The following is a 20,727-nucleotide window of genomic DNA, read 5'->3' as shown; positions in this document are numbered from 1 at the left end:
GCAGACACGTGCAGAAGGGGCGGCACGAAAGTCCGCACAAGGGTGACTTCGTGAGTCAGCTACGCTTCAAGGTCGCGTAGCAAATTGAGTTTAATCCATGAAATCCGCCGGTGCCAATGAATAGATCGGCATCGCACCGGCGGTTGAACCGTCATTCGATCACTCGGCCAAATGACAAGCCACGAGCTGCCCATCGCCCGTGCTGCGCAGCTCGGGCGCGCGCTGCGAGCAAAGCGCAATGGCCTTGGGACAGCGCGGGTGAAACCGGCAGCCCGACGGCGGATTCAGCGGCGAAGGAATCTCGCCCTCGATCGCGCAGAACGTCTTCTTGCGCTTGTCGAGTGCGGGCACCTCGGCGAGCAGCGCCTGCGTATAGGGATGCCGCGGCTCGCGATAGACCGCTTCCGTGGGCCCCGATTCCACAATGGTGCCCAGGTACATCACGACGATGCGATCGGCGATATGGCGCACCACGCCAAGATCGTGGCTGATGAAGAGATAGGTCAGCCCGAGCTCCTCGCGCAGCCGGATGAACAGGTTGAGCACCTGCGCCTGAATCGATACGTCGAGCGCGGCCACCGACTCGTCGCAGACGAGGAACTTCGGATTCACCGCGAGCGCGCGCGCGATGCCGATGCGCGCGCGCTGGCCGCCCGAGAACTGGTGCGCGAAGCGGTCCATCGCGTCCGGCGAGAGCCCCACGCGCTCAAACAGCCCCGCCACGAAATCGCGCGCCTCGCTCTTGCGGATCAAGCCATGCACGTGCGCCCCTTCGGCAACGATGTCCACGGCACGCATGCGCGGATTCAGCGATGCATAGGGGTCCTGAAAGACCATCTGGATGGCGAGTTCCGTGCGATTTCGTTCGCGCCGGCCGAGCGTGGCGAGATCGACGTCCTGCCAGAGCCGCTGCCCGCTCGTGGGCCAATAGGCGCCCGCCACGAGCCGACCGACCGTCGACTTCCCGCAGCCGGATTCGCCCACGAGCCCCACGACTTCGCCCTTGTCGATACGCAGGCTCAGGTCCGTCACAGCCTGCACGCCCCTGGGCGGTTGTCTGCGGGTCAGCGTGTTGACGAAGCGCCCGATCGCGTCCTGCCTCGGTGCAAATGTCTTCGTGACGTTGCGCAATTCGAGCAATGCGCTCATGCCATCTCCTCGTGTGCGTCGACAATCGGGCGGATGCAGCGGAACGTATGTCCGGCCTCGCCAGCGGTTTCGGGTATCTCGTGCGCGCATTCAGGCGCGGCGTGGCCACAGCGGGTGCGAAACGCGCAGCCCTCGCCCGCGTTGATCAGCGAAAGCGGCGCGCCCGGAATCTGGCGCAGCATGGCGCCTTTCGGATTGCGGCTCGGGATCGAGTCCATCAGTCCGCGCGTATATGGGTGGCGCGGTGCGTCGAGCACCTGGTCCACGCTGCCCTGCTCGACGATGCGGCCGCCATACATCACACAGACGCGATCGACGAGCCCCGCCACCACCGAGAGATCGTGCGTGATCCAGATCAGCGCGGTGCCGCGGTTGCGGCACAGTTGCTGGATCTCGCCCAGGATCTGCGCCTGGATCGTGACGTCGAGCGCCGTGGTGGGCTCGTCGGCGATCACGACGTCGGGCCGGTTGATGAGCGCGATCGCGATGGCCACGCGCTGGCGCATGCCGCCCGAGAACTGATGCGGATACGCGCGCAGACGCTCGTCGGGTGCCGGAATGCCCACCTGCACGAGCGCTGCGCGCGCCTCGTCCAGCGCCGCGCGCCGGCTCATCTTGCGGTGCGCGAGCACGGCCTCGACCATTTGCGTGTCGATGCGCAGCACCGGGTTCAGCGTCATCATCGGGTCCTGGAAGATCATCGCGATGCGGTTGCCGCGAATGCGCCGCCACTGCGCCTCGCTCAAACCGCGCAGCTCCTCGCCCGCGAGCCGGATGCTGCCGCCCACGATCTTGCCCGGCGCGTCGATGAGCCCCATGATCGAGTAGCCCGTCTGAGACTTGCCCGATCCCGATTCCCCCACCACGCCGAGTATCTCGCCGCGCCCGACGCTGAAGCTCACGCCGTTCACGGCCCGCACGACACCGCGCGGCGTCGTGAAGTGCGTGCAAAGATTGTCCACCTGCAATGCGGGCGCGTTCATTTCTTCAACCTCGGATTGAGCACGTCGCGCAGCCGGTCGGCCATGAGGTTCAGGCACAGCATCAGGACGAGCAGCGCGACGCCGGGAAACACGCTGATCCAGTACGAGCCGGACAGCAGATAGTTGTAGCCGTTGGAAATCAGGAGTCCGAGCGAAGGCTCGGTGATCGGCAGGCCGAGGCCGAGAAACGACAGCGTGGCTTCGAGCGAGATCGTGGTCGCCATCTGCACCGTCGCAACGACGAGCAGGGGCGGCACGCAGTTCGGCAGCACGTGGCGAAAGAGAATGCGCGTGTCGCTGAGCTTCAGGCACCGCGCCGCCTCCACGTACTCCTTGCGCAATTCCACGAGCGCCGAGCCGCGCGCCGTGCGCGCATACACGGCCCACTGCACGAGCACGAGCGCGTAGACGATCTTGTCGACGCCCTTGCCGAACGCCGCGATGAACACGAGCGCGATCAGGATCGAGGGAAACGAAAGCTGGATGTCGGCAAGCCGCATGATGAACGCATCCACGGCGCCGCTGTAGAACGCGCCGAAGAGGCCGAGCGCCACGCCCACGATCATGGCGAGCACCGTGCAGGCCACGCTCACGTAAAGGCTCGTGCGCATGCCGTAGAGGATCGCGGAGAGCATGTCGCGGCCCTGGTCGTCGGTGCCGAGCCAGTAGATGTGGTGGCTCATGCCGGCGTGCGCGAGCGGCGGCAACTGCGAATCGCCGATGTCGAGTTGCGCGAGATCGTACGGATTCTGCGGCGCCACCCACGGCGCGAGCACCGCCAGAACGGCGATCGCGAGAAACAGCACGAGCCCAGCGACCGCGAGCTTGCTCTGGCTGAATTCGGCCCAGAACGCGGCGATCTGGCCGCCCATGCGTGCGGGACGCTCTGGCCTGGCCAGCGTGACCGCTTCAGTGGACGGCTCGGTCATGGCCGTGCCTGTCGTGTGTGCCATGTCATTCCCCTTGTGCCGCGACTGAAATGCGCGGATCGAGCAGCGAATACAGAATGTCGACGACGAGATTGATCAGCATGTAGATGGCCGCAACCGTCAACAGATAGGCGATCACTACGGGCCGGTCGAGCCCGTTGATCGAATCGATCAGCAGCTTGCCCATGCCGGGCCAGGCGAACACGGTTTCCGTCACGATCGAGAACGCGATCAGGCCGCCCAGGTTGATGCCGATGACCGTCACGAGCGGAATCATGATGTTCTTGAGGATGTGCACGCCGACAATGCGCGACGCGCTCAGCCCCTTCGCACGCGCGAACTTCACGTAATCCGTGAGCGCCGCTTCGCGCGTGGACGAATACGCGAGCCGGATGATGAGCGCGATATTGAAGAGCGCGAGGTTGAAGGCGGGCAGGATCAGATGCTTCCAGCCATCGAGCGTGAGAAAGCTCACCTGCATGCCGAGCAGCGAGCGCGTGGCGCCGCGCCCGCCCGACGGCAGCCAGCCGAGCAGCACCGAGCACACGAGGATCATGATCAGCCCGACCCAGAAGGTCGGCAGGCTGAAGCCGATCGTCGAGGACGCGGTGATGAGGCGCGAGGACAGCTTCTCGGGGCGCAGGCCCGCATACATGCCGAGCGGAATGCCGATCACGATGGCCATCAGCATCGCGATCACGCTCAACTCGAGCGTGGCCGGCATGCGCGCCAGGATCATCTGCGCCACGGGCGCGCCGGTCAGGAACGACGTGCCGAAGTCGCCATGCAGCGAATGCGTGAGGAAGTGCCAGTATTGCAGCCAAGCGGGCTGATCGAGGCCCAGCGCAGCGATGATCTGTGTGCGCATTTCCGGCGTCGCGCTATCGGGGACCATCAGCGCAATGGGGTCGCCCACCACGTAGACACCGGCAAAGACCAGCAGCGACATGGCCCAGAGCGCGAGTACGCTCTGCAACAGCCGCCGCAAAATGAATTCAAGCATGGAATGTCTCGCTCCATCGGGGAAATGCGCCTGGCGCGCGGGTCGCATCGCGCCCGCCGCTGCCGTCCGGCACCGCGCAAGCTACGAAGCAGTGGCAAAGCGCGGCCGGTATTTTGATATAACTATAATACAGTTTAAGTTATGCGACTTGTATTTTCTGTTCCGAATGTGCGGCGCGGGTGCCGTGCCTGATGTGAGTGAGGCATCGGCGCCCGCGGGCACATCACGCATTAACAGCCGTCAGCTCGCGCAGCGCGGCGAAGAAGCGCTCGTTTTCCTCGGGCAGCCCTACCGTGATGCGCAGCCATTCGCCCAGACCGTAGTCGGTGATCTTGCGCACGATGATCCCGCGCCGCAGCAGCGCGTCGAACAGCTCCGCCGAGTTGCCCACCTTGATCATCACGAAGTTGCCCTGGCTCTCGACGTAATCGAGGCGCAGCTCGCGGCACACTTCGTAGAAGCGCGCCATGCCTTCGCGGTTGAGGCGCCAGGACTCGTCGAGGTAAGCGCTGTCGTCGAGCGCCGCAATCGCAGCGGCCTGGGCGAGCGAGTTCACGTTGAAGGTCTGGCGCACGCGGTTCAGCAGGTCGGTGACGTGCGGCGTCGCAATCGCGAAGCCCACGCGCAGGCCCGCCAGGCCGAACGCCTTGGAGAAAGTGCGCGAGACAACGAGGTTCGGATAGCGCCGCACGAGCGCCGCGCTGTCGTAGCGCAACGCGGGCTCTAGGTACTCGTTGTACGCCTCGTCGAGCAGCACGATGACATTGGCCGGAATACGGTCGAGGAAGGCGCAGAGCGCCGCCTCCGTAAAGAACGTGCCAGTGGGGTTGTTCGGATTGGCCACGTACACGACACGCGTCGATGCGCTCACGGCTTGCGCCATCGCATCGAGGTCATGACCATAGTCCTTCGCGGGCACGGAGACGAGGCGCGCGCCCGTTGCCTTCACGGCGTTCTGCCAGGCCATGAACGCGTATTGCGAGGAGACCGCGTTGCAGTCGTCGTCGGCGCGCGCGGGCTGCAGGAAAGCACGTGCAACGAGTTCGAGGATGTCACTGGACCCATTGCCGAGCGTGAGCCAGTTCTTTTCGACGCCGTACTTGCGTGCGAGCGCAACTTTCAAGGCGTGGCCATTCGGATCGGGGTAGCGCGCGCCGCCGTGGATGATGGAGTCGATCGCGGCGCGCGCTTTGGGCGGCATGCCGAGCGGATTTTCGTTCGAGGCGAGCTTGATGATGCTCGCTTCGGGCAAGCCGAATTCGCGTGCGGTTTCTTCGATGGGCTTGCCTGCCTGATACGGTTTGAGCGAGCCAATCCAGGCAGGCGCCATGGGGCGCAGTTCGGTAGTCATATGAGGCACCTTTGCGGTGCTGCGTCGGGCGCAGCGGTCAATGAGCGGTGCGCGGCACGCGCCGCGCGCAAATAATCAGGAAAGCGAGTGGTTAGAGAAACTTCGTCGGCCAGATGATCGTGCGCCAGATGTGCGCGGAAGGACTGTTGTCGAAGCCGAGGCCTTCCTTCGGCTGGCGGAAATTTCGGCCGATAATGTCGACGAAGTCGTCGAGGCTCACCTTCGCGTTCGGGTCGAACGAGTACACGTCGTGGAGGGTGATCGAGCGGCTCGACATGTACCACTTGTGATTGCGCGCGTATTCGTAATCGCGCTTGATGTATGGCTCGGGTTCGTAGGCGTCGCCGAAGTAGCGGATATAAGCCTCGGGGTAGGCGTAGCCTACCGACTCGTCTGCGAAGAAGCGCAGCGCCTGATGGTACTTGATGGCCCAGCTCACTTCTTCGTCGACGTAGGCCGCGATCATTTGTGCGCCCCAATAGCCGTGGTCGCCGCGGATGAAGCCGGCCACGCTGATGTCGTGGAGCAGGCATGCCAGCACGATTTTTTCGCTTTGGCCGGCTTTTAGGGCGTGGGTCGCGCTTTGTAGCACGTGGTTTGCTGGGCCGAAGCGGTGCTTGAAGAAGTCGAAGAGCGTGGGGTTCTCCGGCATCTTTGCGAGGCGCGGGTCGTCGCCCATCATGAAGTGGCCTGCGCCGGGTGGCGGCGGGACGGCTTGTGTCGGGTCGCGGTCGCCCGCTGTGTAGATTACCGACTTCACCACTCGGCGGTCGAGATCGGCGATCATCTGGTGCTCTAGCGCGTCCGCTCGGTCGGAGAGCGTGGCTCCATGTCCCGGTTCAATTGGGCTCGTCATTGCGTTGACTCCTCTATTTGAATGTTTTGATGCTGTGATTTCTAGATTCTTTTGGGGTGCTTTTCTGTTTTGGCCTTAACTTGATTTCGCGGCGGGCCGCAGGCGTTGCCCCTGTGCGGGGCGGCACCTACTTTCTTTGCCGCGGCAAAGAAAGTAGGTGCCGCCGCGACCCAACGCCTTGTAACGCCCGCACCCCAACCGAATCTCAATCCGCTCCATACCATCCAGCGCGCTGCGCGCGCTCATCTATTCCACCCATAGATATCAAGCGTAGCTTCACCGTTCGATATACGCTCGATAATGTTCGCCTCCTGCGCCTCGCGCTCACGCGCCGCATCAAGCGTGGCACCTAGCGCCTCCTGCGCGACTACCACAACACCATCGGCATCACCCACCACCAAATCACCAGGCCGCACAGGCACCTCCCCAATCCGCAACGGATGATTAATCCAGCCCCGCGCCGCAAAGTCCTTGCTCGTACCACGAATACACAGCCCCCGCGCAAACACCGGAAACCCGATCTCGGTGAGCAAATCGGCATCGCGCACACAACCATCGATCACGAGCCCCGCAATATTGCGCCGACGCGCCGCCGTCGACATAACCTCGCCCCAGTACCCGGCCTCATGAAAATCGCTCGTATAAACAACAAGCACATCGCCCGGCTGGGCAAGCACCAGCGCCCGATGCAACCACAGGTTATCGCCAGGCGGCGAATGCACGGTAACGGCCGGCCCGCACACTCGGAACTTCGGGTTCACCGGCTTGATCTGCGAAGGCAGCGCACCGCGCTTGCCATTCGCCTCGAGCAGCGTGGCGGCGGGAAACGCACGGGCCGCACGGACGCGCTCGGCGTCGGGCCGCTCAATCGACGTGCTCACATAGGCCGAATCGATGAAAGGGTAAGTCATGCTCTCTCCTGCTGGATAGTCGGGCAATTGCCTGGCGAATGAACCTGCAAGCGGGCACCGGCAGCGCGCACGTCAACGCGCGCACTTGCGGTGCGTGCTCCGCATCAGGCCCCCACTTTGGTTTGCAGCGCGTGATAGCGGTGCTCGCGGCGCGCCTCGTCGAGCCGCATGCCCGCGCGCGCGGCCGCGCGAATCGCGCTCTCCGCCGCTTCGATTTCTTCGGCGGCCGCCAGCACACGCTCCTCGTGCACGCGCGGAATGACGATCACGCCATCGGCGTCGCCCACCAGCAGATCGCCCGGCATGACGCGCGCCTGGCCAATGTTGACCGGCACCTGCATGCTCTCGACCTGCACGCGGTCCTTGCCCGTGCGCATCCAGTGCCCCTTGCTGAAGACCGGATAACCGAGCGAGAGACACAGGCTCACGTCACGGCAGATGCCGTCGATGACCGTGCCCGCGATCTTGCGCCGATGCGCGATCTCCGTGAGGATGTCGCCCCAGACCGTGCAGTCCTCGCGCCCCGCGTTGTCGAGCACCAGCACGCTGCCTTCCGGCACGTCGTCGATATAGTCGCCCACGGTGCCTGGCGGCGTGGTCGGCGGCCCGTACAGAATGGTCCAGGCGCGGCCGCACAGCCGGAAGCCGGCGTCGCGCGGCTTGATGCCCGTGCACTGCCCGACAATGCCGAACCGGTCCAGCGCGTCGCTCAAGGTGGCCGTGTCCAGGCGGCTCGCGCGCGCCCTGTTGTTGTCGCTCGTGTCGCTCTTTTCGTTGATGTCGTTCATCTCGGTCCTCATCGCTGCAGCATGTTTTCGTAGTCGGCGCCCATCACTTCGGTGATCGGCATGCCGCCCAGCAGGCGCTTGGCCATCGCGGCCTCGCGCGCGGCGATCTGTTCGGCGGCCGCCAGCACGCGCTCGATGTCGCGTGCCGCGATAAACACCACCGCGCTGTTATCGGCGATCACGTAGTCGCCCGGTTGCACGCTCACGTCGCCCACCGTGACCGGCACGTTGGTGCCCGCCTCGGCCACGCGCTGGCGCGCCGTGAACGCCGTGAGCGCACGCGCGAACACCGGAAAATCGAACTGGCGCGCTTCGTCGATATCACGCACCGGCCCTTCGGCGATCACGCCCTCGATGCCGCGTACCGCGGCGCCCAGCGAGAGAATGCCGCCCCAGCTGCCCGCGTCGATGCCGCTGCGCTGCTCGACCACGATCACGTCTCCGGGGCCCGCCAGTTCCACCGCGGTCGTGCCCAGGTGGCGCGGCGCGCCGTGCTGCGCCGCGTGCGTCTTGTCCACCTCATGCGCGGCCACCAGCTTCACGGTCACCGCGCGGCCCGCGATGCGCCGGCTCGTGGCGCGTTGCGCGAGACCCGTGACCGTGCCCGCGAGGCCCAGCTTGTCGAGCGCGTCCGACACCGCGCAGCAATCGAGGCGCGCAAGACGTGCTACGTAATCCTTACTTTCCTGCATTATCATGTTCTCCATTGCATGCGGTTGCGGCTAGCGTGGCACTTCCCAGCTCGCGAATGCCATGCCCGATCCGGTCCCCGCCTCCGAGCGGTAGCAGGCCACGTAGTCGACCAGCGTCATCGCCAGACCGGCCTCCCGCGCGATGCCAGCGAGCGGCAGCCAGCTCTTGATCTCCGCCGTATTGCCGTTGAACCAGGACTCGGGGATCTCGCGCAGCGTGGCTTCGTTTCCGCTCGCCAGCGCCTCGAGCACCTGGCGGTCGAACGGCTCGTCCACCACGAAGTGGCTCATGCCGCCCGACGCGACCACGGCCACGCGCAAGTCCTCGGGCAAGGCGCGAATCGCCTTTGCGAGCGCGCGCCCGAACGCGAGGCAGCGCGCGACGCGCGGCTGATTCGGCGCCACGCCCACGTTGAGGAACACGGGAATCGACGGCGGCGGCGCGTCGCGCATCACGCGACGGTAGACGAAGCCGAACGCGTGCGGAATGCCATGCTGACGATCCTCGCCGCCGGGCAGCCTCGAGGAGACGGCCACGTCGAAGTGCTCGCCAACGAGCGTCTGCACAAGTTGCAGCGCCGCCTCGGGCGCACCGGGATAGGTCGCGCCGCCCGGCGGGCAATGCCCGTCCTCGGCCTCGGCCACACCGGGTGGCAGGCGTAGCCGCTGCGCTTCGCCAAGCGGCTTGTTCTCGATCTGCGCGCCCGTGAAAACGGTGATGGCGGGCGTGAGATCCTCCTTGAAAACCTCGCGCTGGTCGTTGCCGAGCACCACGACCAGATCCGGACGCAGCGCCGCGAAGCGCTCCGCCAGCGTATCCAGCGCCCGCTGGCAGGCTTCGTATTGCGCCTGTTGCGCATCGGGCGCAACGGGCGCCGCGAAACCGGGCGCGCGCGCATCGAGCAATTGGCCGTAGTCGTAAGCACGGCCGCGATACCAGTGCGCCGGATTCTTGCGGTCGGCCCCGGCCCGCAGATGCCAGAGCTCAGGCGGCATCGAAAGCAGCGGTCCGTGGGATGTCGCGATTGCGCCGATCAGCGTTGCCATGCGAGAGCCTCGTCGACAGTTGCGTAGTGAACGTTCATGGCGCTTCAGCGGCTGGCCGCCGGTTCGTCGAGCCGGAACACCTTGCGCGCGTTGCCCTCGAAGATCTGCCGCTTCTCGGCCTCGGTCAGCCACTCGAAGCTTTCGATCACGGGACGGGTGTCGTCGAGCCAGCGGCCCGTCTGCGGATCCTTCACCGTGCCCACGCCAGGACGCTCCGCACCGAAGATGCAGCGGTCGGCGCCCACGGTCTTGATGAGCAGGCGCAGCGCCTCCTCCGAGTACAGCACCGTGTCGTAATAGAGGCGGCGCAGGCTGTCGAGGAACGGCTCGCTCGCGCGCCCCGGGCGCAGCGAAGGCGCCTGGAAGCGGCCGAACTGATAAGGCACCGCGCCGCCGCCGTGCGAGACCACGATCTTCAGCTTCGGAAAGTCCTGGAACACACGCGAGCGCGCGAGCGCCATCACCGCAATGGTCTCCTCGTTGATGAAGTGCAGCGAGTAGTTGTGACGCTCCGAGCGGCAGCCCGCCGAATGCAGGTAGGCCGCCACGTCGAGCTCGACGAGTTTTTCATAGAGCGGATACCAGTACTCGCTGCCGAGATCGGGCACCTCGTTGGTCGCGAGCCCTTCGCTCGGGTCGCTGTTGAGCAGCATGCCGACCATGCCCAGCTCCTTCACGCAGCGCTCGAGCTCCGGAAGGCAGCGCGTGAGCGGCTCGCCCCACGCCTGCGGCAGGCCACCGATGCCACGAAACGTCTGCGGCATCAGGCGTGCCTGCTGCGCGATCATGTCGTTGGTTTCCTCGGTGAACCAGTGCACGATCTTCGCGGGCCGCTCGCTGTGCATCATCTGGTACGGGCGCGGCGAAATGAGCTGAAGATCGGTGCCGATCTCGCGCAATTGCTCGATATGCGAGCGCGTGCCGAAGGTGGGCGCGTTGAGCACGGCGAGCATTTCGTCGTCGCTGACCTTCGCGCTGCCGCGGCCATGCGCGCCGCGATGGGAAACGAGTCCGGCTTTCCAGACGTAGAGGGAATCCGGCGCGGTAACGTGCGCGTGGGCGTCGATGATCATCGTGTCTCCGTAGTGTTGTGAGTGAATTCGGGCCGCCGCCGCCCCTCGAGGGGACGGCCTTCGGGGCGTGCCGTGTCGGCGCTGGCCCGGTGCAAGGCCGGCTCGGCGAGCCATGCCGGAATGAAGCTCGCGCGCACGATGCGGATGCGCTCCTGCATCAGGCGGCGTGCGAGAGCCGCGTCGCCGCGGCAAATGGCGTCGAACAGCCGTGTGTGCGAAGCTACTACGCGCACCGCCGTATCGGCGCTCGTGTAGATCGCGAGCAGCGGCGTGAGCACGAAGCGCAGCGCCTTGAATTGCGCCAGCAGCACGCGATTGCCCGACGCCTCGACCAGCGCCTCGTGAAAGTGCAGCGAGGCATCCGTGAACCCCGTGAGCGGGCCGCGCGCGTCCTTCACGGCCTGCAGCGCGGCGGCCAGCGCCGCGCGATGCTCCGGCAGCAGGCGCTGAGCCGCCTTTTCCGCCGCGAGCACTTCAATCGCCATCTGCGCGTCGAACACCTCCAGCGCGCTGGCGCCAATCAGGCTCAACTGGATCGAGAGCGCGTCGGCGAAGCGCTCGGGGTTCGCGCTGGCAATCCACGCGCCGCCCTTCGCCCCCATGCGGATCTCGACGATGCCGACCGCCTCGAGCGTGCGCAACGCGTCGCGCGCCGCCGTGCGGCTCACCTGGAACTGCTGGGCGAGCGACGCCTCGCTGCCGAGAAAGTCGCCGGCCCGCACCTGATTCGAGAACAGCGCCGCACGCACCTGCGCCGCGATGCGCCACGAGAGCTTCTCCGTCTGCACGGACTCCCAGAGCGCCGGCGCGAGCCGGGCGTGTTCGCCAGATGCCTTGTCGTGGTTCATCAGGTATCCGAAATAGTTTGCGTGGTTCTCGTCGCACTCGGCGCAGCGAGACGGCGCGCTCAGGTGCCGTCCCGCCGCCGTCTCATCGTCCTATCAGGACACGGCCTGCTGCACGAACTTCGTGACGAGATAGGCCTGCAGCCCTTCCACGCCGTTCTCCGAGCCGATGCCGCTTTCCTTGACGCCGCCGAACGGCACTTCCGGCCCCGACACCAGCATGCTGTTAATGCCGATCATGCCGGCCTCCAGCCCGTTCGAAAGCTCCAGCGCGCGCCGGTCGGAGCCCGTGAACGCGTAGGCCGCGAGGCCGTAGTTCAGGCGGTTGGCGCGCGCGAGCACTTCCTCGACGGTCTTGAACGAGCTGAACGGCACGACCGGCCCGAACGGCTCCTCGTTCATGATGCGGGCCGTTTCCGGCACGTCCACGAGCACCGTGGGCGCGTAGAAGTACCCGGGCCGCTCGAGCCGGTGGCCGCCGAGCGCGAGCCGCGCGCCGTGCTCGAGCGCGTCCTTGACGAACGCATCGGCGGCGGCGAGCCTGCGTGCATTGGCCATCGGGCTCGCATCCACATCGACTTCGAACGCAGAGCCCAGGCGCAGCCCCGATGCCACCTGCACGAAACGCTCGACGAACGCCTCGTACACGGCCTCCTGGATATAGAAGCGCGTGGGCGAGATGCAGGCCTGGCCGGCCTGGCGGAACTTCGCCTTCGCGAGCATAGTGGCGACGCGCTCGACGTCGGCGTCGTCGCAGACGATCACGGGCGCGTGGCCGCCCAGCTCCATCACGAGCTTCTTGAGCCCGTTGGCCGCCGCGAGACCCGCGAGATGCTTGCCCACGGGAATCGACCCCGTGAAGGCCACGGCCTTGATGACGTCCGAGGTAATCAGATGCTCCGACACCTGCGCCGGCACGCCAAAGACGAGATTGAGCACGCCCGGCGGCAAGCCCGCGTCCTGAAAGCAGCGCACCATGGCGGCCGTGCAGGCGGGCGTTTCCTCCGCCGCCTTCAGCACCACCGAGCAGCCTGCCGCGAGCGCCGCCGCCACCGTGCGCGCCGGAATGCGCACCGGGAAGTTCCAGGGCGTGAACGCGGCAACGGGGCCGACCGGCACTTTCATGACGAGCTGGCGCGAATTCGCGAGCGGTCCCGGCACGATGCGGCCATAGGCGCGGCGCCCTTCCTCGGCGAACCACTTCACGATGTCCGCGGAGCTGTGCGCTTCCTGCAACCCGTCGGCCAGCAGCTTGCCGTGCTCGAAGCTCATGAGCGTGCCGATCAGCTCGGCGCGCTCGTGCATCAGCGCGGCGGCTTTTTCGATGATGGCGGCGCGCGCGGCTGCGCTCATGCGCGACCATGTGGCGAAGCCGGCCGCGGCGGCGGCAAGGGCGTCGTCGAGATCGGCCTGGGTGGCGAGCGGCACATGGCCGATCACCTGCTCGTTCGCCGGGTTGACGACAGGCTGGGTATCGCGCCCTTCGCAGCGCCATTCGCCGTTGATGAACAGGCCCGTCGGGAAATCGTAGCTTCTCGGTTGCATCTGCGTCTCCAATCGTTCTGATGTCGCTCGCCGGCGCGGTCCTTCATGCCGCGCTGCAGCCCTCATTCTCCAATGCCCATCGCTTCGAGAAAAGCGTTGCGCACGCTCTCTGGCTGCCCGGCCTGGAAGCGGAAGTCCTGGAGATGGTGGCGCCACAGCGGGTGACGCGCGAATTCGGCGCGCGTCATGCCTTCGACGAAGGTCGCACGGGCGGCGATCGGCAGCTCGACGCACTCGTTGAGGCGCGGATCGCGGATCGTGCCCTTGGGCTCGCCGCCGCTCGCGATCACATCGAGCTCCTCGAGGAAGCGGCGCCGCAGCATGACGATGCCACGGTCGCTCGCACCCAGGTTCTCCTTTGTGCGGTCGGCGATCACGCCCTGCCCCGCCCACGCGACGAAGTCCTGATTCATCACATGGCTCGTGATCCAGCGGCCCGTCTGGGGATCGGTGACGGGACCGTGCCAGGTCGGGATGTGCTTCTGCACATAAGGCTCGCTTTCCTTCGGCACGCGCGTGAAGGCCCACGTCACGCTCAGCGTGCGGAAGTCGTCGACCGGCACGCGCCATTCGAAATGCTCACCCAGAAAGAACGCGTTCGGCCACAGGCACACGCGGCCGACCGACCACAACGGATCGTTCTCGTCGGCGTCGCCGCGCAGGCGCTTGTAGACGAAGCCGTAGTCGAACTCCTCGAAATCGAGCTGCCGGTGCGCAGCCGAATACGGTCCCGTCTCGCCATTCAGGCGCGTGGTCCAGTTGTTGTGCATCCATTCGAAGTGGATGGGATCGATCGAATTCTCCTGGCATTGCAGCCAGTTGCACGGCACTTCGGAAATCACGATCTGGACGAAACCGTTCTTCCACGAGAACGGCTCCCAGTTCGGCACGAGCGGCGCGGGCTGCGGCCCGAGATACGCCCACAGGATGCCGGCCTTCTCCGCCACCGGATAGGCCTTGATCTTCACGCGCTCCTTGAGCTTCACCTGGGGATTCGCGACGTCTTCGTACGGCTGCTCGGTGCATTTGCCCGATTCGTTGTAGAGCCAGCCGTGATAGTTGCAGCGCAGGCCGCATTTCTCGACGAAGCCGTACGCGAGATCGGCGCGCCGATGCGGGCACTGGCGGTCGACGAGACCGTAGTTGCCGCTCAGGTCCTTGTACAGCACGAGGTCCTCGCCTAGCAGGCGCACCGGCTTCACGGCGACCTCGTCGAACTCGCTCACCCCGGCAACCGGCATCCAGTAGCGGCGCAGCAGTTCGCCCATGGGCTCGCCCGGACCGACCTTCGTCAACAGCTCGTTCTTCTCTTGGGACAGCATGATTTCAAGTCTCCATTGTTTCCGGCTCGGCCGAAGCTGTACATCGAAGGCCATCCGGTTGTTCTGCACCGCCCGATCGGTCCTGCCCTTCCGATCGACCTAATGATAATACATATTGAACATTAGAGAAGTATCTTTCTTGATGGACCGATACCTGGCGCGCTTGCCGATGTCGTTTTACTTAATATATATTATAGTTATACCGAAACGCAACAAGAACTCGCGCCGGCGACGGCGGACGATCGAGGAAACAGCACGATGAAGCAGGTCAGGCAAACGCTAGCGGTCCGGCTTCGGACCATCCGCCACGAGGCGGCGGCCATCAATACATACGAATTCGAGGCAGGGGACGGCGCGGCGCTGCCGCCCTTCACGGCGGGCTCGCATATCGATCTGCACCTGCCCAACGGCCTCGTGCGCAGCTACTCGCTGTGCAACGACGCGCGCGAGACGCACCGCTATGTCGTGGGGGTGAATCGCGACCCCGCCAGCCGCGGCGGATCGAGTTGCGTGCACGACGCATTGCGGGTGGGCATGACGCTGACGATCGGCGCACCGCAGAACAACTTCCCGCTCTTCGAAGCGGCGCCGCATACCGTCTTCATTGCGGGCGGGATTGGCATCACGCCGATCATGAGCATGATCCGGCGGCTCGACGCACTCGGGCGCTCCTGGGAGCTGCACTACTGCACGCGCACGCCCGAAGCCACGGCGTTTGCCGACACCCTGCGCGAATATGGCTCGCGCGTGCAGTTCCATCACGACGGCGTGCCCGGCGGCGCGCGCCTGGACCTTGCGGCGCTGCTGCTCCGGCACGACCGCGCCACGCACTTCTATTGTTGCGGGCCGGCCGCGATGCTGAACGCCTTCGAAGCGGCCGCCGCGCCGCTCGAAGATGCCACGCGCTTTCACGTCGAATACTTCGCCGCGCAGGAAGCGCCGGCCGCCAATGGCGGCTTTACCGTGCGCCTTGCGCGCACCGACCGCACGATTGCCGTAGAGGCGGGCAAGACCATTCTGGATGCGCTGCTCGCGGCGGGCGTGGACGTGAACTACTCGTGCTCGCAGGGCGTGTGCGGCGCGTGCGAGACGCGCATCGTGGAGGGCGTGCCCGAGCATCGCGACATGGTGCTCACGAAGGCCGAACGCGAGGCCAACCGGTCGATGATGATCTGCTGCTCGGGCAGCAAGAGCGCGTCCCTCGTGCTCGATCTATGACCCGCCATGCGTTGGCGGTTATGGCATCCACGATGCAAACTGTATAACTTTATGATGGTTCGAAGCTTGTGCTAACATCGCGCAAGCTATTCCGGCCCCGTTCATGCTTGCATGCATTGGCGGTGGCCGGTCACCGTCATAACGTCAAGGCCGTGGAGATCCGAATTGAAAAAAGGCAACGTCGAGGGGGCGCCGCTGTGGGAGCCGGTGCAGACGGAAACCTTGTCATGGCGCATCGTCTCGCAGGTGCGGGCGGCCGTGTTTTCCGGGCAGCTGAAGACCGGTGATTTTCTCGGCAGCGAAACCTCGCTGTCGACGCAATTCAATGTGAGCCGCATGGCCGCGCGCGACGCATTGCGCACGCTCGAAGCGGTGGGCATCGTGCAGATCCGCATGGGCGCCAAGGGCGGCGCGTGGATCGCGCAAGGCAACCCGGAGCGATTTGCCGATGCGCTTGCGATCCAGCTGCATCTGATTGGCGTGAGCGGAGAAGAAATCTTCGATGCGCAGATGGCCATTGAGGTGACGTCCGCCGAGCTGGCGGCGCAAAACGCCACCGACGACGATTTCGCCAAGCTGCGCGGCATCCTGGCCGAGCTGGACAAGCTGCGCGACGACCCGCAGGGCTTCACGAATGCCTCGCTGCGCTTTCACGAGGCCATCGTCGAGGCGTCGCACAACCGGGTGCTGCTCGCGCAGTTCCGTGCGCTGCGATTCGTGCTGCAGCCGCTGCTCGCGCCGAACACGACGAACACCATCGCCACGCGCGTGATTCGCTCGCATAAGCAGGTGTTGAACGCCATCGAGGCGCGTGATGGTGAAAAGGCGCGCGAGATCATGCAGCAACGCGTCAAGGTGATTCGCGCCCGCGTGCTCTCGGGCACCGCGCAGCAGTCCGAAGACGAGGAGTAATGCGCGCGCGGCGGTGCTGTCGAGGCGGCGCCGCGCTTTGGCGTTTCATCTGATCTCAGCCTGCGACCGGCAGCGTCTCGATTGAATAGGCGTGGCGCAGCGTGCGTCTGAGCACCGGGTCCTCGAGCACGATTTCGAACGCCTGCGCCGCGCGGATTCCGCCGATTGCTGCAAGCGTGCCGCAGAGCATTGCGGTGCCGTCGTCGAATTGCCCGCCTCGGCTTGCGAACTGTGCAAGGAGATCTTCAGGACTGCGCATCGCTGTGACCTTGCCTTCCTGATAGAGCACGCGCTCGCCGTTGATTATCGCGTAGGAGCGTAGCAGTAGTGCGTCCCAGTGGTCGGTTATGTCGTCGAGGCGCCATAGTGTATCCGCGCAGGGCTTTTCGCACATTTGCTTGGATACGGTGATTCCGTAGGTCTCCACCTGGCGGTCGGTGTGGTCAGAGGCTATGCCGATGTAGGTCTCGCCGCCTTCTCTCACTAGCATGAATTCTGCTTCGCCGCTGCTTTCTTCCCCGGTTACCTGGATGCATGGGGTCGTGGTGATGCGGTCTGCCGAGACGCGGTAGAAGACCGGTGTGTAGGGCGGTCGTTTTACGCCTAGCGCTTCGAGCTCGCGGATGTGGTTTTCCATCGCAATGGTGTCGCGGCCTGTCCAGCCCGCTATGATCAGGTTCTTTATCGCTATCGCGCGGTTGGTGTACTTTGGTGTGTTTTCTTCAATTTTGAAATTGATGGTTTTCATGGAGGGTTCCCTTTCTCTGGGTGAGGGTTTTTAAATTGTGATTTCTTTTTTGCTTTCAGCGATTTGCCTGTTTTTTTGGCCTTAACTTGTTTTCGCGGCGGGCCGCAGGCGTTGCCCCTGTGCGGGGCGGCACCTACTTTTCTTTGCAGCCGCAAAGAAAAGTAGGCAAAAGAAAGCGGCTTAAACCGCCAGTGTGACGCCGTCCACCACTGCCCTGTCCATCGGAGCGGCTCCGGGGCATCCGTCGCCTCGCACACTCCGCCTTAGTGACAAAGGACTCATCCTTCCCGCCACGCGCTACGCGCGGGCGGAAGGGTATGCAAGGAAAACCGGGCGGGACTCCCGGCGAATGCGTGGGCAACCTATCTAGTGAATGCGCGGCCTACCTGGTGAACGCAAGGCGTGCTGCCTGGCGAACGTGCAGGCGTGCTGTCGAACGAATACGTTGGAGTCCTATAAAAATGTGTGCATCCCACCGGTTTTGGATATACCCCATGGCGCGCGCAGCGCCGCCGGATGGATGAGCCCTTAGTCACTCCGCTATACGCCGCGTGGCGACAGACGCTCCGGAGCCGCTCCGACATACAGGGCAGTGGGGGACTGCGTCACACTAGCGGTGTGAGCGGCTTTCTTTTGCCTACTTTTCTTTGCCGCGGCAAAGAAAAGTAGGTGCCGCCCCGCACAGGGGCAACGCCTGCGGCCCGCCGCGAAAACAAGTTAAGGCCAACAAAACCAGCAAGGCGCCGAGCGCAAAAAAAGCGCTTTAAGGAGCTTGCCTTACGACGTTCTCGATCCGAGCCAGGCACGATGCCACAAGCTCAACGGCACCGATGCAGCGCTCCACGAGCCGCGCTCGCAATACGCCGAGCGCGTGCACCATGATCAAGCCGGATCGTAATAGTGAATTTCCAGCAGCACACAACCATCGTTCGACCTGAACGGACCATGCCACGCGCCAGGCGGACGCACCGCATAGGTATAGCCTTCAAAGGGCTTGCCGCCCTGCCCGTGCTCGTCATTTCCAACGGTCAAGTCGCCCTCGACGAGAAAAACCTCTTCCCAGTAGTCGTGCACGAACGGCTTCTTCGTAAACAGCCCGGCGGGCAGGCGCAGCAGGCGCGTGCGGCTCCCGCGCTTGTTATCCGTATCAAGTTCGCCGGAAAGAATCAGCTCCTGCGCGCCCGAATCCGGGTCGTAGCCCTCGGGAAGCCGCCAGCCCTTTGCCATGTCCAGGCCATGAAACTCGTCATGAAGTTTGTTGATTGCCATGTGTCTCTCCTTGGTGGAATCAGAATTGCATAGATGGGCGCTCAGGCCGCACGCGGCGCCTTCGCCAGCTCCTGATCGAGCGAATAGCTCGACAGCATGTTGTCGACGAGGCCCGTGGCCCGGTGCCAGTCGTAGGTTCGATAGGCGTGACCCTTGGTCACGAACGACGCACCGGCGTAGAACAGCTCGTACTGGTTGTGGCGCGAGGCAAACTCCGAGCCAACGGCGTCCCAGGCGAGCTTGAAAAACTTGACGCGCTCTTCCGAGCTGCACACCGGCGACTTCTGGGTCTTTTCGATGATTCGCAGCAGATCGGGATTTTCGAAGTCCTGAATGCTCGACGGCAGCATGATCATCCCGCCGCCCGCAAGCTCGCGCAGTGTGTTGAGGATCTTCGAGTAAAGCTGCTGCGTCAGGACCTGCGAGCTGTACAGCATGTTGCGATCAGGCACGTAGTAGCCGTTGACCACGGTCCCCTTCGCCTCCATCCCATAGACGTACGCCTCGACCATGGAGGCTTCCGCCGAGAGCTGGCCCAACGCCTCGCGAACCTGCGGGAAAGTGTTCGTGCCGTTCACTTCCGAGATCTTCAGGCCGAGCCCGACCAGGAAGCGCAGCTTCGTCATCAGACGCACCTGGCATTGGTAGTTTTGATAGACGTGCGCCGGCGTGGCGTGAAACTGCTTCGCGCACATCGCAACGTCGCCGGCGATGAAAATGCGCTCCCAGGGCACCTTGACATCGTCGAAGTACAGCACCGCGTCGTTTTCGTCGTAACGGCTCGACAGCGGGTTGTCGAATACCGACGGCGCGTGCTCCTCGTACGACTTGCGCGACATCACCTTCATGCCCTTCGCGTTCATGGGCACGGCGAACGAGAGTGCATACATCTCGTCGCCCTGGCGCAAGGGCTGGATGCAACTGCAGAACACTTCGTTGGCCATGATGCCGCTCGTCGCCAGCATCTTCGCGCCGCGCACCGTGATCCCCTCGGCATCCTGGTCCACAATGCCCACGGCCAGATACTTGTCTTCCTGCTCGTGCGCCGACTTGGCCTGGTTCGCCTGCGGATTGACGATCACGTAGGTCAGGAACAGATCGTTGTCGCGCGCATATTTGTAGTAGTCGCGTAGCGCGCCGGCACGCGCCGTGTCGTATTGCTCGAACACGTCGATGCCCATGACCATGCCGGCAAGGCAGGACGCAACGTGGTCCGGCGAGCGGCCCATGAAACCGAAATGGAGTTCCGTCCAGGCTTCGAGGGCTTCGCGCCGCTCGACCAGTTGCTCGTATGACGCCGGCAGTTCCCAGATCCGGCTCACGCGCCTGCCGGTGTCGGGAGACGCGAAGGTCATCTTCTCGACGTTTTCCGGGCGTGCCTGGAAATCGTAGAGATTCGCGTAGCTGCGGATGGAATTGCGGAACGCGGGATGCGAGGTCACGTCGCCTACCGGCTTGCCATTGAGGTACACCTCGCGCCCGTCGCGCAGCGATGCAATATGTTGAGTTCCATTCTTGATCACGATCTTCTCCAGGGTGAGTTCGTCTGCGGTTTCAGGCCGATGCGCTCTGCACGGCGTCGAGGGAGCGGTAGCGTCCGCCAAAGAAAATCAGGGGGCGGCCGTGAGGGCGCGCCCGATGACGCGTGACGCGGCCAACGAAAATCACGTGGTCGCCACCGTCGTGTTGTGCATACGGCTCGCATTCGAAGGTCGCGAGCGCATCGGGCAGCAGCACGGCGGCATCGCGCTCGCTCGCCCCGCCATTGCGCCAGCTCCATTTGTCGCCGTTTGCCTTTGCGAAGCGGTTCGACATCTCCTGCTGCGTCTCTTCGAGCACGTTGACCGCATAGCTGGGCGCGCTGCACAGGTCGGCGAGGCTCATACTGCGCCGGTCGACCGAGAACAAAATCAGCGGTGGATCGAGCGAAACCGAGTTGAACGAGGCCACCGTGATCCCGATCGGATGCCCTTCTTGCCGCGGTGCGGTAATGACCGCCACGCCCGTGGCGAACATCGACAAAGCCGTCCGGAATTGCCGCTGGACGTCGACGCTCCCTTCAGGCTGTGCTGCTGTGCTGCCCATT

At 64.6% G+C, this 20,727-nt stretch carries 20 protein-coding genes; 2 read left to right on the top strand and 18 right to left on the bottom strand.

Annotation, left to right across the window (positions count from 1 at the left end; translation table 11 throughout):
* Positions 1-159 precede the first annotated feature (159 nt).
* The 14 genes from E1956_RS36345 to E1956_RS36275 form a co-directional block, all read right to left on the bottom strand.
* Complete coding sequence (locus E1956_RS36345) at positions 160-1,149, bottom strand: ABC transporter ATP-binding protein (protein WP_134758213.1); 990 nt, start codon at positions 1,147-1,149, stop codon at positions 160-162.
* A complete protein-coding gene (locus E1956_RS36340; RefSeq protein WP_134758212.1) occupies positions 1,146-2,132 on the bottom strand; it encodes an ABC transporter ATP-binding protein in 987 nt (328 codons plus the stop codon). The genes E1956_RS36345 and E1956_RS36340 overlap by 4 nt, the downstream gene beginning before the upstream one ends.
* The gene (locus tag E1956_RS36335; protein ID WP_134759544.1) at positions 2,129-3,061 is read right to left on the bottom strand and encodes an ABC transporter permease; all 933 of its coding nucleotides are present in this window, start codon (positions 3,059-3,061) and stop codon (positions 2,129-2,131) included. Before E1956_RS36335 ends, E1956_RS36340 begins: the two co-directional genes overlap by 4 nt.
* A 25-nt stretch (positions 3,062-3,086) precedes the next feature.
* Positions 3,087-4,064, bottom strand: coding sequence for an ABC transporter permease (locus E1956_RS36330; protein ID WP_134758211.1), 978 nt, complete (start codon positions 4,062-4,064; stop codon positions 3,087-3,089).
* 223 nt (positions 4,065-4,287) lie between these two features.
* Positions 4,288-5,415, bottom strand: a complete 1,128-nt coding sequence (hisC, locus tag E1956_RS36325) for a histidinol-phosphate transaminase (protein WP_134758210.1) — start codon at positions 5,413-5,415, stop codon at positions 4,288-4,290.
* Between the two features lie 91 nt (positions 5,416-5,506).
* The gene (locus tag E1956_RS36320) at positions 5,507-6,271 is read right to left on the bottom strand and encodes an HD domain-containing protein (protein ID WP_134758209.1); all 765 of its coding nucleotides are present in this window, start codon (positions 6,269-6,271) and stop codon (positions 5,507-5,509) included.
* A gap of 242 nt (positions 6,272-6,513) precedes the next feature.
* Positions 6,514-7,182, bottom strand: coding sequence for a 4-carboxy-4-hydroxy-2-oxoadipate aldolase/oxaloacetate decarboxylase (locus E1956_RS36310; protein ID WP_134758207.1), 669 nt, complete (start codon positions 7,180-7,182; stop codon positions 6,514-6,516).
* A gap of 104 nt (positions 7,183-7,286) precedes the next feature.
* Positions 7,287-7,970 (bottom strand): RraA family protein, encoded by a 684-nt coding sequence (locus tag E1956_RS36305; RefSeq protein ID WP_134758206.1) that lies wholly within the window; start codon positions 7,968-7,970, stop codon positions 7,287-7,289.
* A gap of 8 nt (positions 7,971-7,978) precedes the next feature.
* Positions 7,979-8,662, bottom strand: coding sequence for an RraA family protein (locus tag E1956_RS36300; protein WP_134758205.1), 684 nt, complete (start codon positions 8,660-8,662; stop codon positions 7,979-7,981).
* A 30-nt stretch (positions 8,663-8,692) separates the two neighbouring features.
* The gene (locus tag E1956_RS36295; protein ID WP_134758204.1) at positions 8,693-9,709 is read right to left on the bottom strand and encodes a DODA-type extradiol aromatic ring-opening family dioxygenase; all 1,017 of its coding nucleotides are present in this window, start codon (positions 9,707-9,709) and stop codon (positions 8,693-8,695) included.
* A 44-nt stretch (positions 9,710-9,753) separates the two neighbouring features.
* Positions 9,754-10,782, bottom strand: coding sequence for an amidohydrolase family protein (locus tag E1956_RS36290; protein ID WP_134758203.1), 1,029 nt, complete (start codon positions 10,780-10,782; stop codon positions 9,754-9,756).
* Positions 10,779-11,630: a FadR/GntR family transcriptional regulator gene (locus tag E1956_RS36285; protein WP_134758202.1), complete on the bottom strand. Its 852-nt coding sequence runs from the start codon at positions 11,628-11,630 to the stop codon at positions 10,779-10,781. Before E1956_RS36285 ends, E1956_RS36290 begins: the two co-directional genes overlap by 4 nt.
* A 93-nt stretch (positions 11,631-11,723) precedes the next feature.
* On the bottom strand, positions 11,724-13,172 hold the full coding sequence (locus E1956_RS36280; protein ID WP_134758201.1) for an NAD-dependent succinate-semialdehyde dehydrogenase: 1,449 nt from the start codon (positions 13,170-13,172) through the stop codon (positions 11,724-11,726).
* 62 nt (positions 13,173-13,234) lie between these two features.
* Complete coding sequence (locus E1956_RS36275; protein WP_134758200.1) at positions 13,235-14,494, bottom strand: aromatic ring-hydroxylating dioxygenase subunit alpha; 1,260 nt, start codon at positions 14,492-14,494, stop codon at positions 13,235-13,237.
* A gap of 258 nt (positions 14,495-14,752) precedes the next feature.
* Between E1956_RS36275 and E1956_RS36270 the strand changes: the two genes are divergently transcribed.
* Together E1956_RS36270 and E1956_RS36265 are read left to right on the top strand one after the other, a co-directional pair.
* On the top strand, positions 14,753-15,712 hold the full coding sequence (locus tag E1956_RS36270; RefSeq protein WP_134758199.1) for a PDR/VanB family oxidoreductase: 960 nt from the start codon (positions 14,753-14,755) through the stop codon (positions 15,710-15,712).
* 165 nt (positions 15,713-15,877) lie between these two features.
* Entirely contained in the window at positions 15,878-16,624 is a 747-nt protein-coding gene (locus E1956_RS36265; RefSeq protein ID WP_167760241.1) for a FadR/GntR family transcriptional regulator, read from the top strand.
* A 55-nt stretch (positions 16,625-16,679) separates the two neighbouring features.
* Here E1956_RS36265 and E1956_RS36260 read toward each other — a convergent pair whose 3' ends face one another.
* The 4 genes from E1956_RS36260 to E1956_RS36245 all read right to left on the bottom strand — a co-directional run bounded on the left by E1956_RS36260 (position 16,680) and on the right by E1956_RS36245 (position 20,726).
* Entirely contained in the window at positions 16,680-17,372 is a 693-nt protein-coding gene (locus E1956_RS36260) for a DUF2848 domain-containing protein (RefSeq protein WP_134758197.1), read from the bottom strand.
* Between the two features lie 882 nt (positions 17,373-18,254).
* Entirely contained in the window at positions 18,255-18,641 is a 387-nt protein-coding gene (locus tag E1956_RS36255) for a cupin domain-containing protein (RefSeq protein WP_134758196.1), read from the bottom strand.
* Between the two features lie 41 nt (positions 18,642-18,682).
* Positions 18,683-20,164 (bottom strand): 4-hydroxyphenylacetate 3-hydroxylase family protein, encoded by a 1,482-nt coding sequence (locus E1956_RS36250; RefSeq protein ID WP_134758195.1) that lies wholly within the window; start codon positions 20,162-20,164, stop codon positions 18,683-18,685.
* Positions 20,165-20,195: 31 nt separating this feature from the next.
* Positions 20,196-20,726, bottom strand: a complete 531-nt coding sequence (locus E1956_RS36245) for a flavin reductase family protein (RefSeq protein ID WP_134758194.1) — start codon at positions 20,724-20,726, stop codon at positions 20,196-20,198.
* Position 20,727 lies beyond the last annotated feature (1 nt).

This window comes from Paraburkholderia pallida, assembly GCF_004524855.1.
Classification (GTDB): Bacteria; Pseudomonadota; Gammaproteobacteria; order Burkholderiales; family Burkholderiaceae; genus Paraburkholderia; species Paraburkholderia oxyphila.
Note: the sequence above shows the minus strand (reverse complement) of the source record. Positions and strands in the feature narration are given on the sequence as shown.

What these genes read in the sequence shown, in the direction of transcription:
- E1956_RS36345 (WP_134758213.1), bottom strand. Translation starts at nt 1,149, where the DNA reads ATGAGCGCATTGCTCGAATTGCGCAACGTCACGAAGACATTTGCACCG.
- E1956_RS36340 (WP_134758212.1), bottom strand. Translation starts at nt 2,132, where the DNA reads ATGAACGCGCCCGCATTGCAGGTGGACAATCTTTGCACGCACTTCACG.
- E1956_RS36335 (WP_134759544.1), bottom strand. Translation starts at nt 3,061, where the DNA reads ATGACCGAGCCGTCCACTGAAGCGGTCACGCTGGCCAGGCCAGAGCGT.
- E1956_RS36330 (WP_134758211.1), bottom strand. Translation starts at nt 4,064, where the DNA reads ATGCTTGAATTCATTTTGCGGCGGCTGTTGCAGAGCGTACTCGCGCTC.
- hisC (WP_134758210.1), bottom strand. Translation starts at nt 5,415, where the DNA reads ATGACTACCGAACTGCGCCCCATGGCGCCTGCCTGGATTGGCTCGCTC.
- E1956_RS36320 (WP_134758209.1), bottom strand. Translation starts at nt 6,271, where the DNA reads ATGACGAGCCCAATTGAACCGGGACATGGAGCCACGCTCTCCGACCGA.
- E1956_RS36310 (WP_134758207.1), bottom strand. Translation starts at nt 7,182, where the DNA reads ATGACTTACCCTTTCATCGATTCGGCCTATGTGAGCACGTCGATTGAG.
- E1956_RS36305 (WP_134758206.1), bottom strand. Translation starts at nt 7,970, where the DNA reads ATGAACGACATCAACGAAAAGAGCGACACGAGCGACAACAACAGGGCG.
- E1956_RS36300 (WP_134758205.1), bottom strand. Translation starts at nt 8,662, where the DNA reads ATGCAGGAAAGTAAGGATTACGTAGCACGTCTTGCGCGCCTCGATTGC.
- E1956_RS36295 (WP_134758204.1), bottom strand. Translation starts at nt 9,709, where the DNA reads ATGGCAACGCTGATCGGCGCAATCGCGACATCCCACGGACCGCTGCTT.
- E1956_RS36290 (WP_134758203.1), bottom strand. Translation starts at nt 10,782, where the DNA reads ATGATCATCGACGCCCACGCGCACGTTACCGCGCCGGATTCCCTCTAC.
- E1956_RS36285 (WP_134758202.1), bottom strand. Translation starts at nt 11,630, where the DNA reads ATGAACCACGACAAGGCATCTGGCGAACACGCCCGGCTCGCGCCGGCG.
- E1956_RS36280 (WP_134758201.1), bottom strand. Translation starts at nt 13,172, where the DNA reads ATGCAACCGAGAAGCTACGATTTCCCGACGGGCCTGTTCATCAACGGC.
- E1956_RS36275 (WP_134758200.1), bottom strand. Translation starts at nt 14,494, where the DNA reads ATGCTGTCCCAAGAGAAGAACGAGCTGTTGACGAAGGTCGGTCCGGGC.
- E1956_RS36270 (WP_134758199.1), top strand. Translation starts at nt 14,753, where the DNA reads ATGAAGCAGGTCAGGCAAACGCTAGCGGTCCGGCTTCGGACCATCCGC.
- E1956_RS36260 (WP_134758197.1), bottom strand. Translation starts at nt 17,372, where the DNA reads ATGAAAACCATCAATTTCAAAATTGAAGAAAACACACCAAAGTACACC.
- E1956_RS36255 (WP_134758196.1), bottom strand. Translation starts at nt 18,641, where the DNA reads ATGGCAATCAACAAACTTCATGACGAGTTTCATGGCCTGGACATGGCA.
- E1956_RS36245 (WP_134758194.1), bottom strand. Translation starts at nt 20,726, where the DNA reads ATGGGCAGCACAGCAGCACAGCCTGAAGGGAGCGTCGACGTCCAGCGG.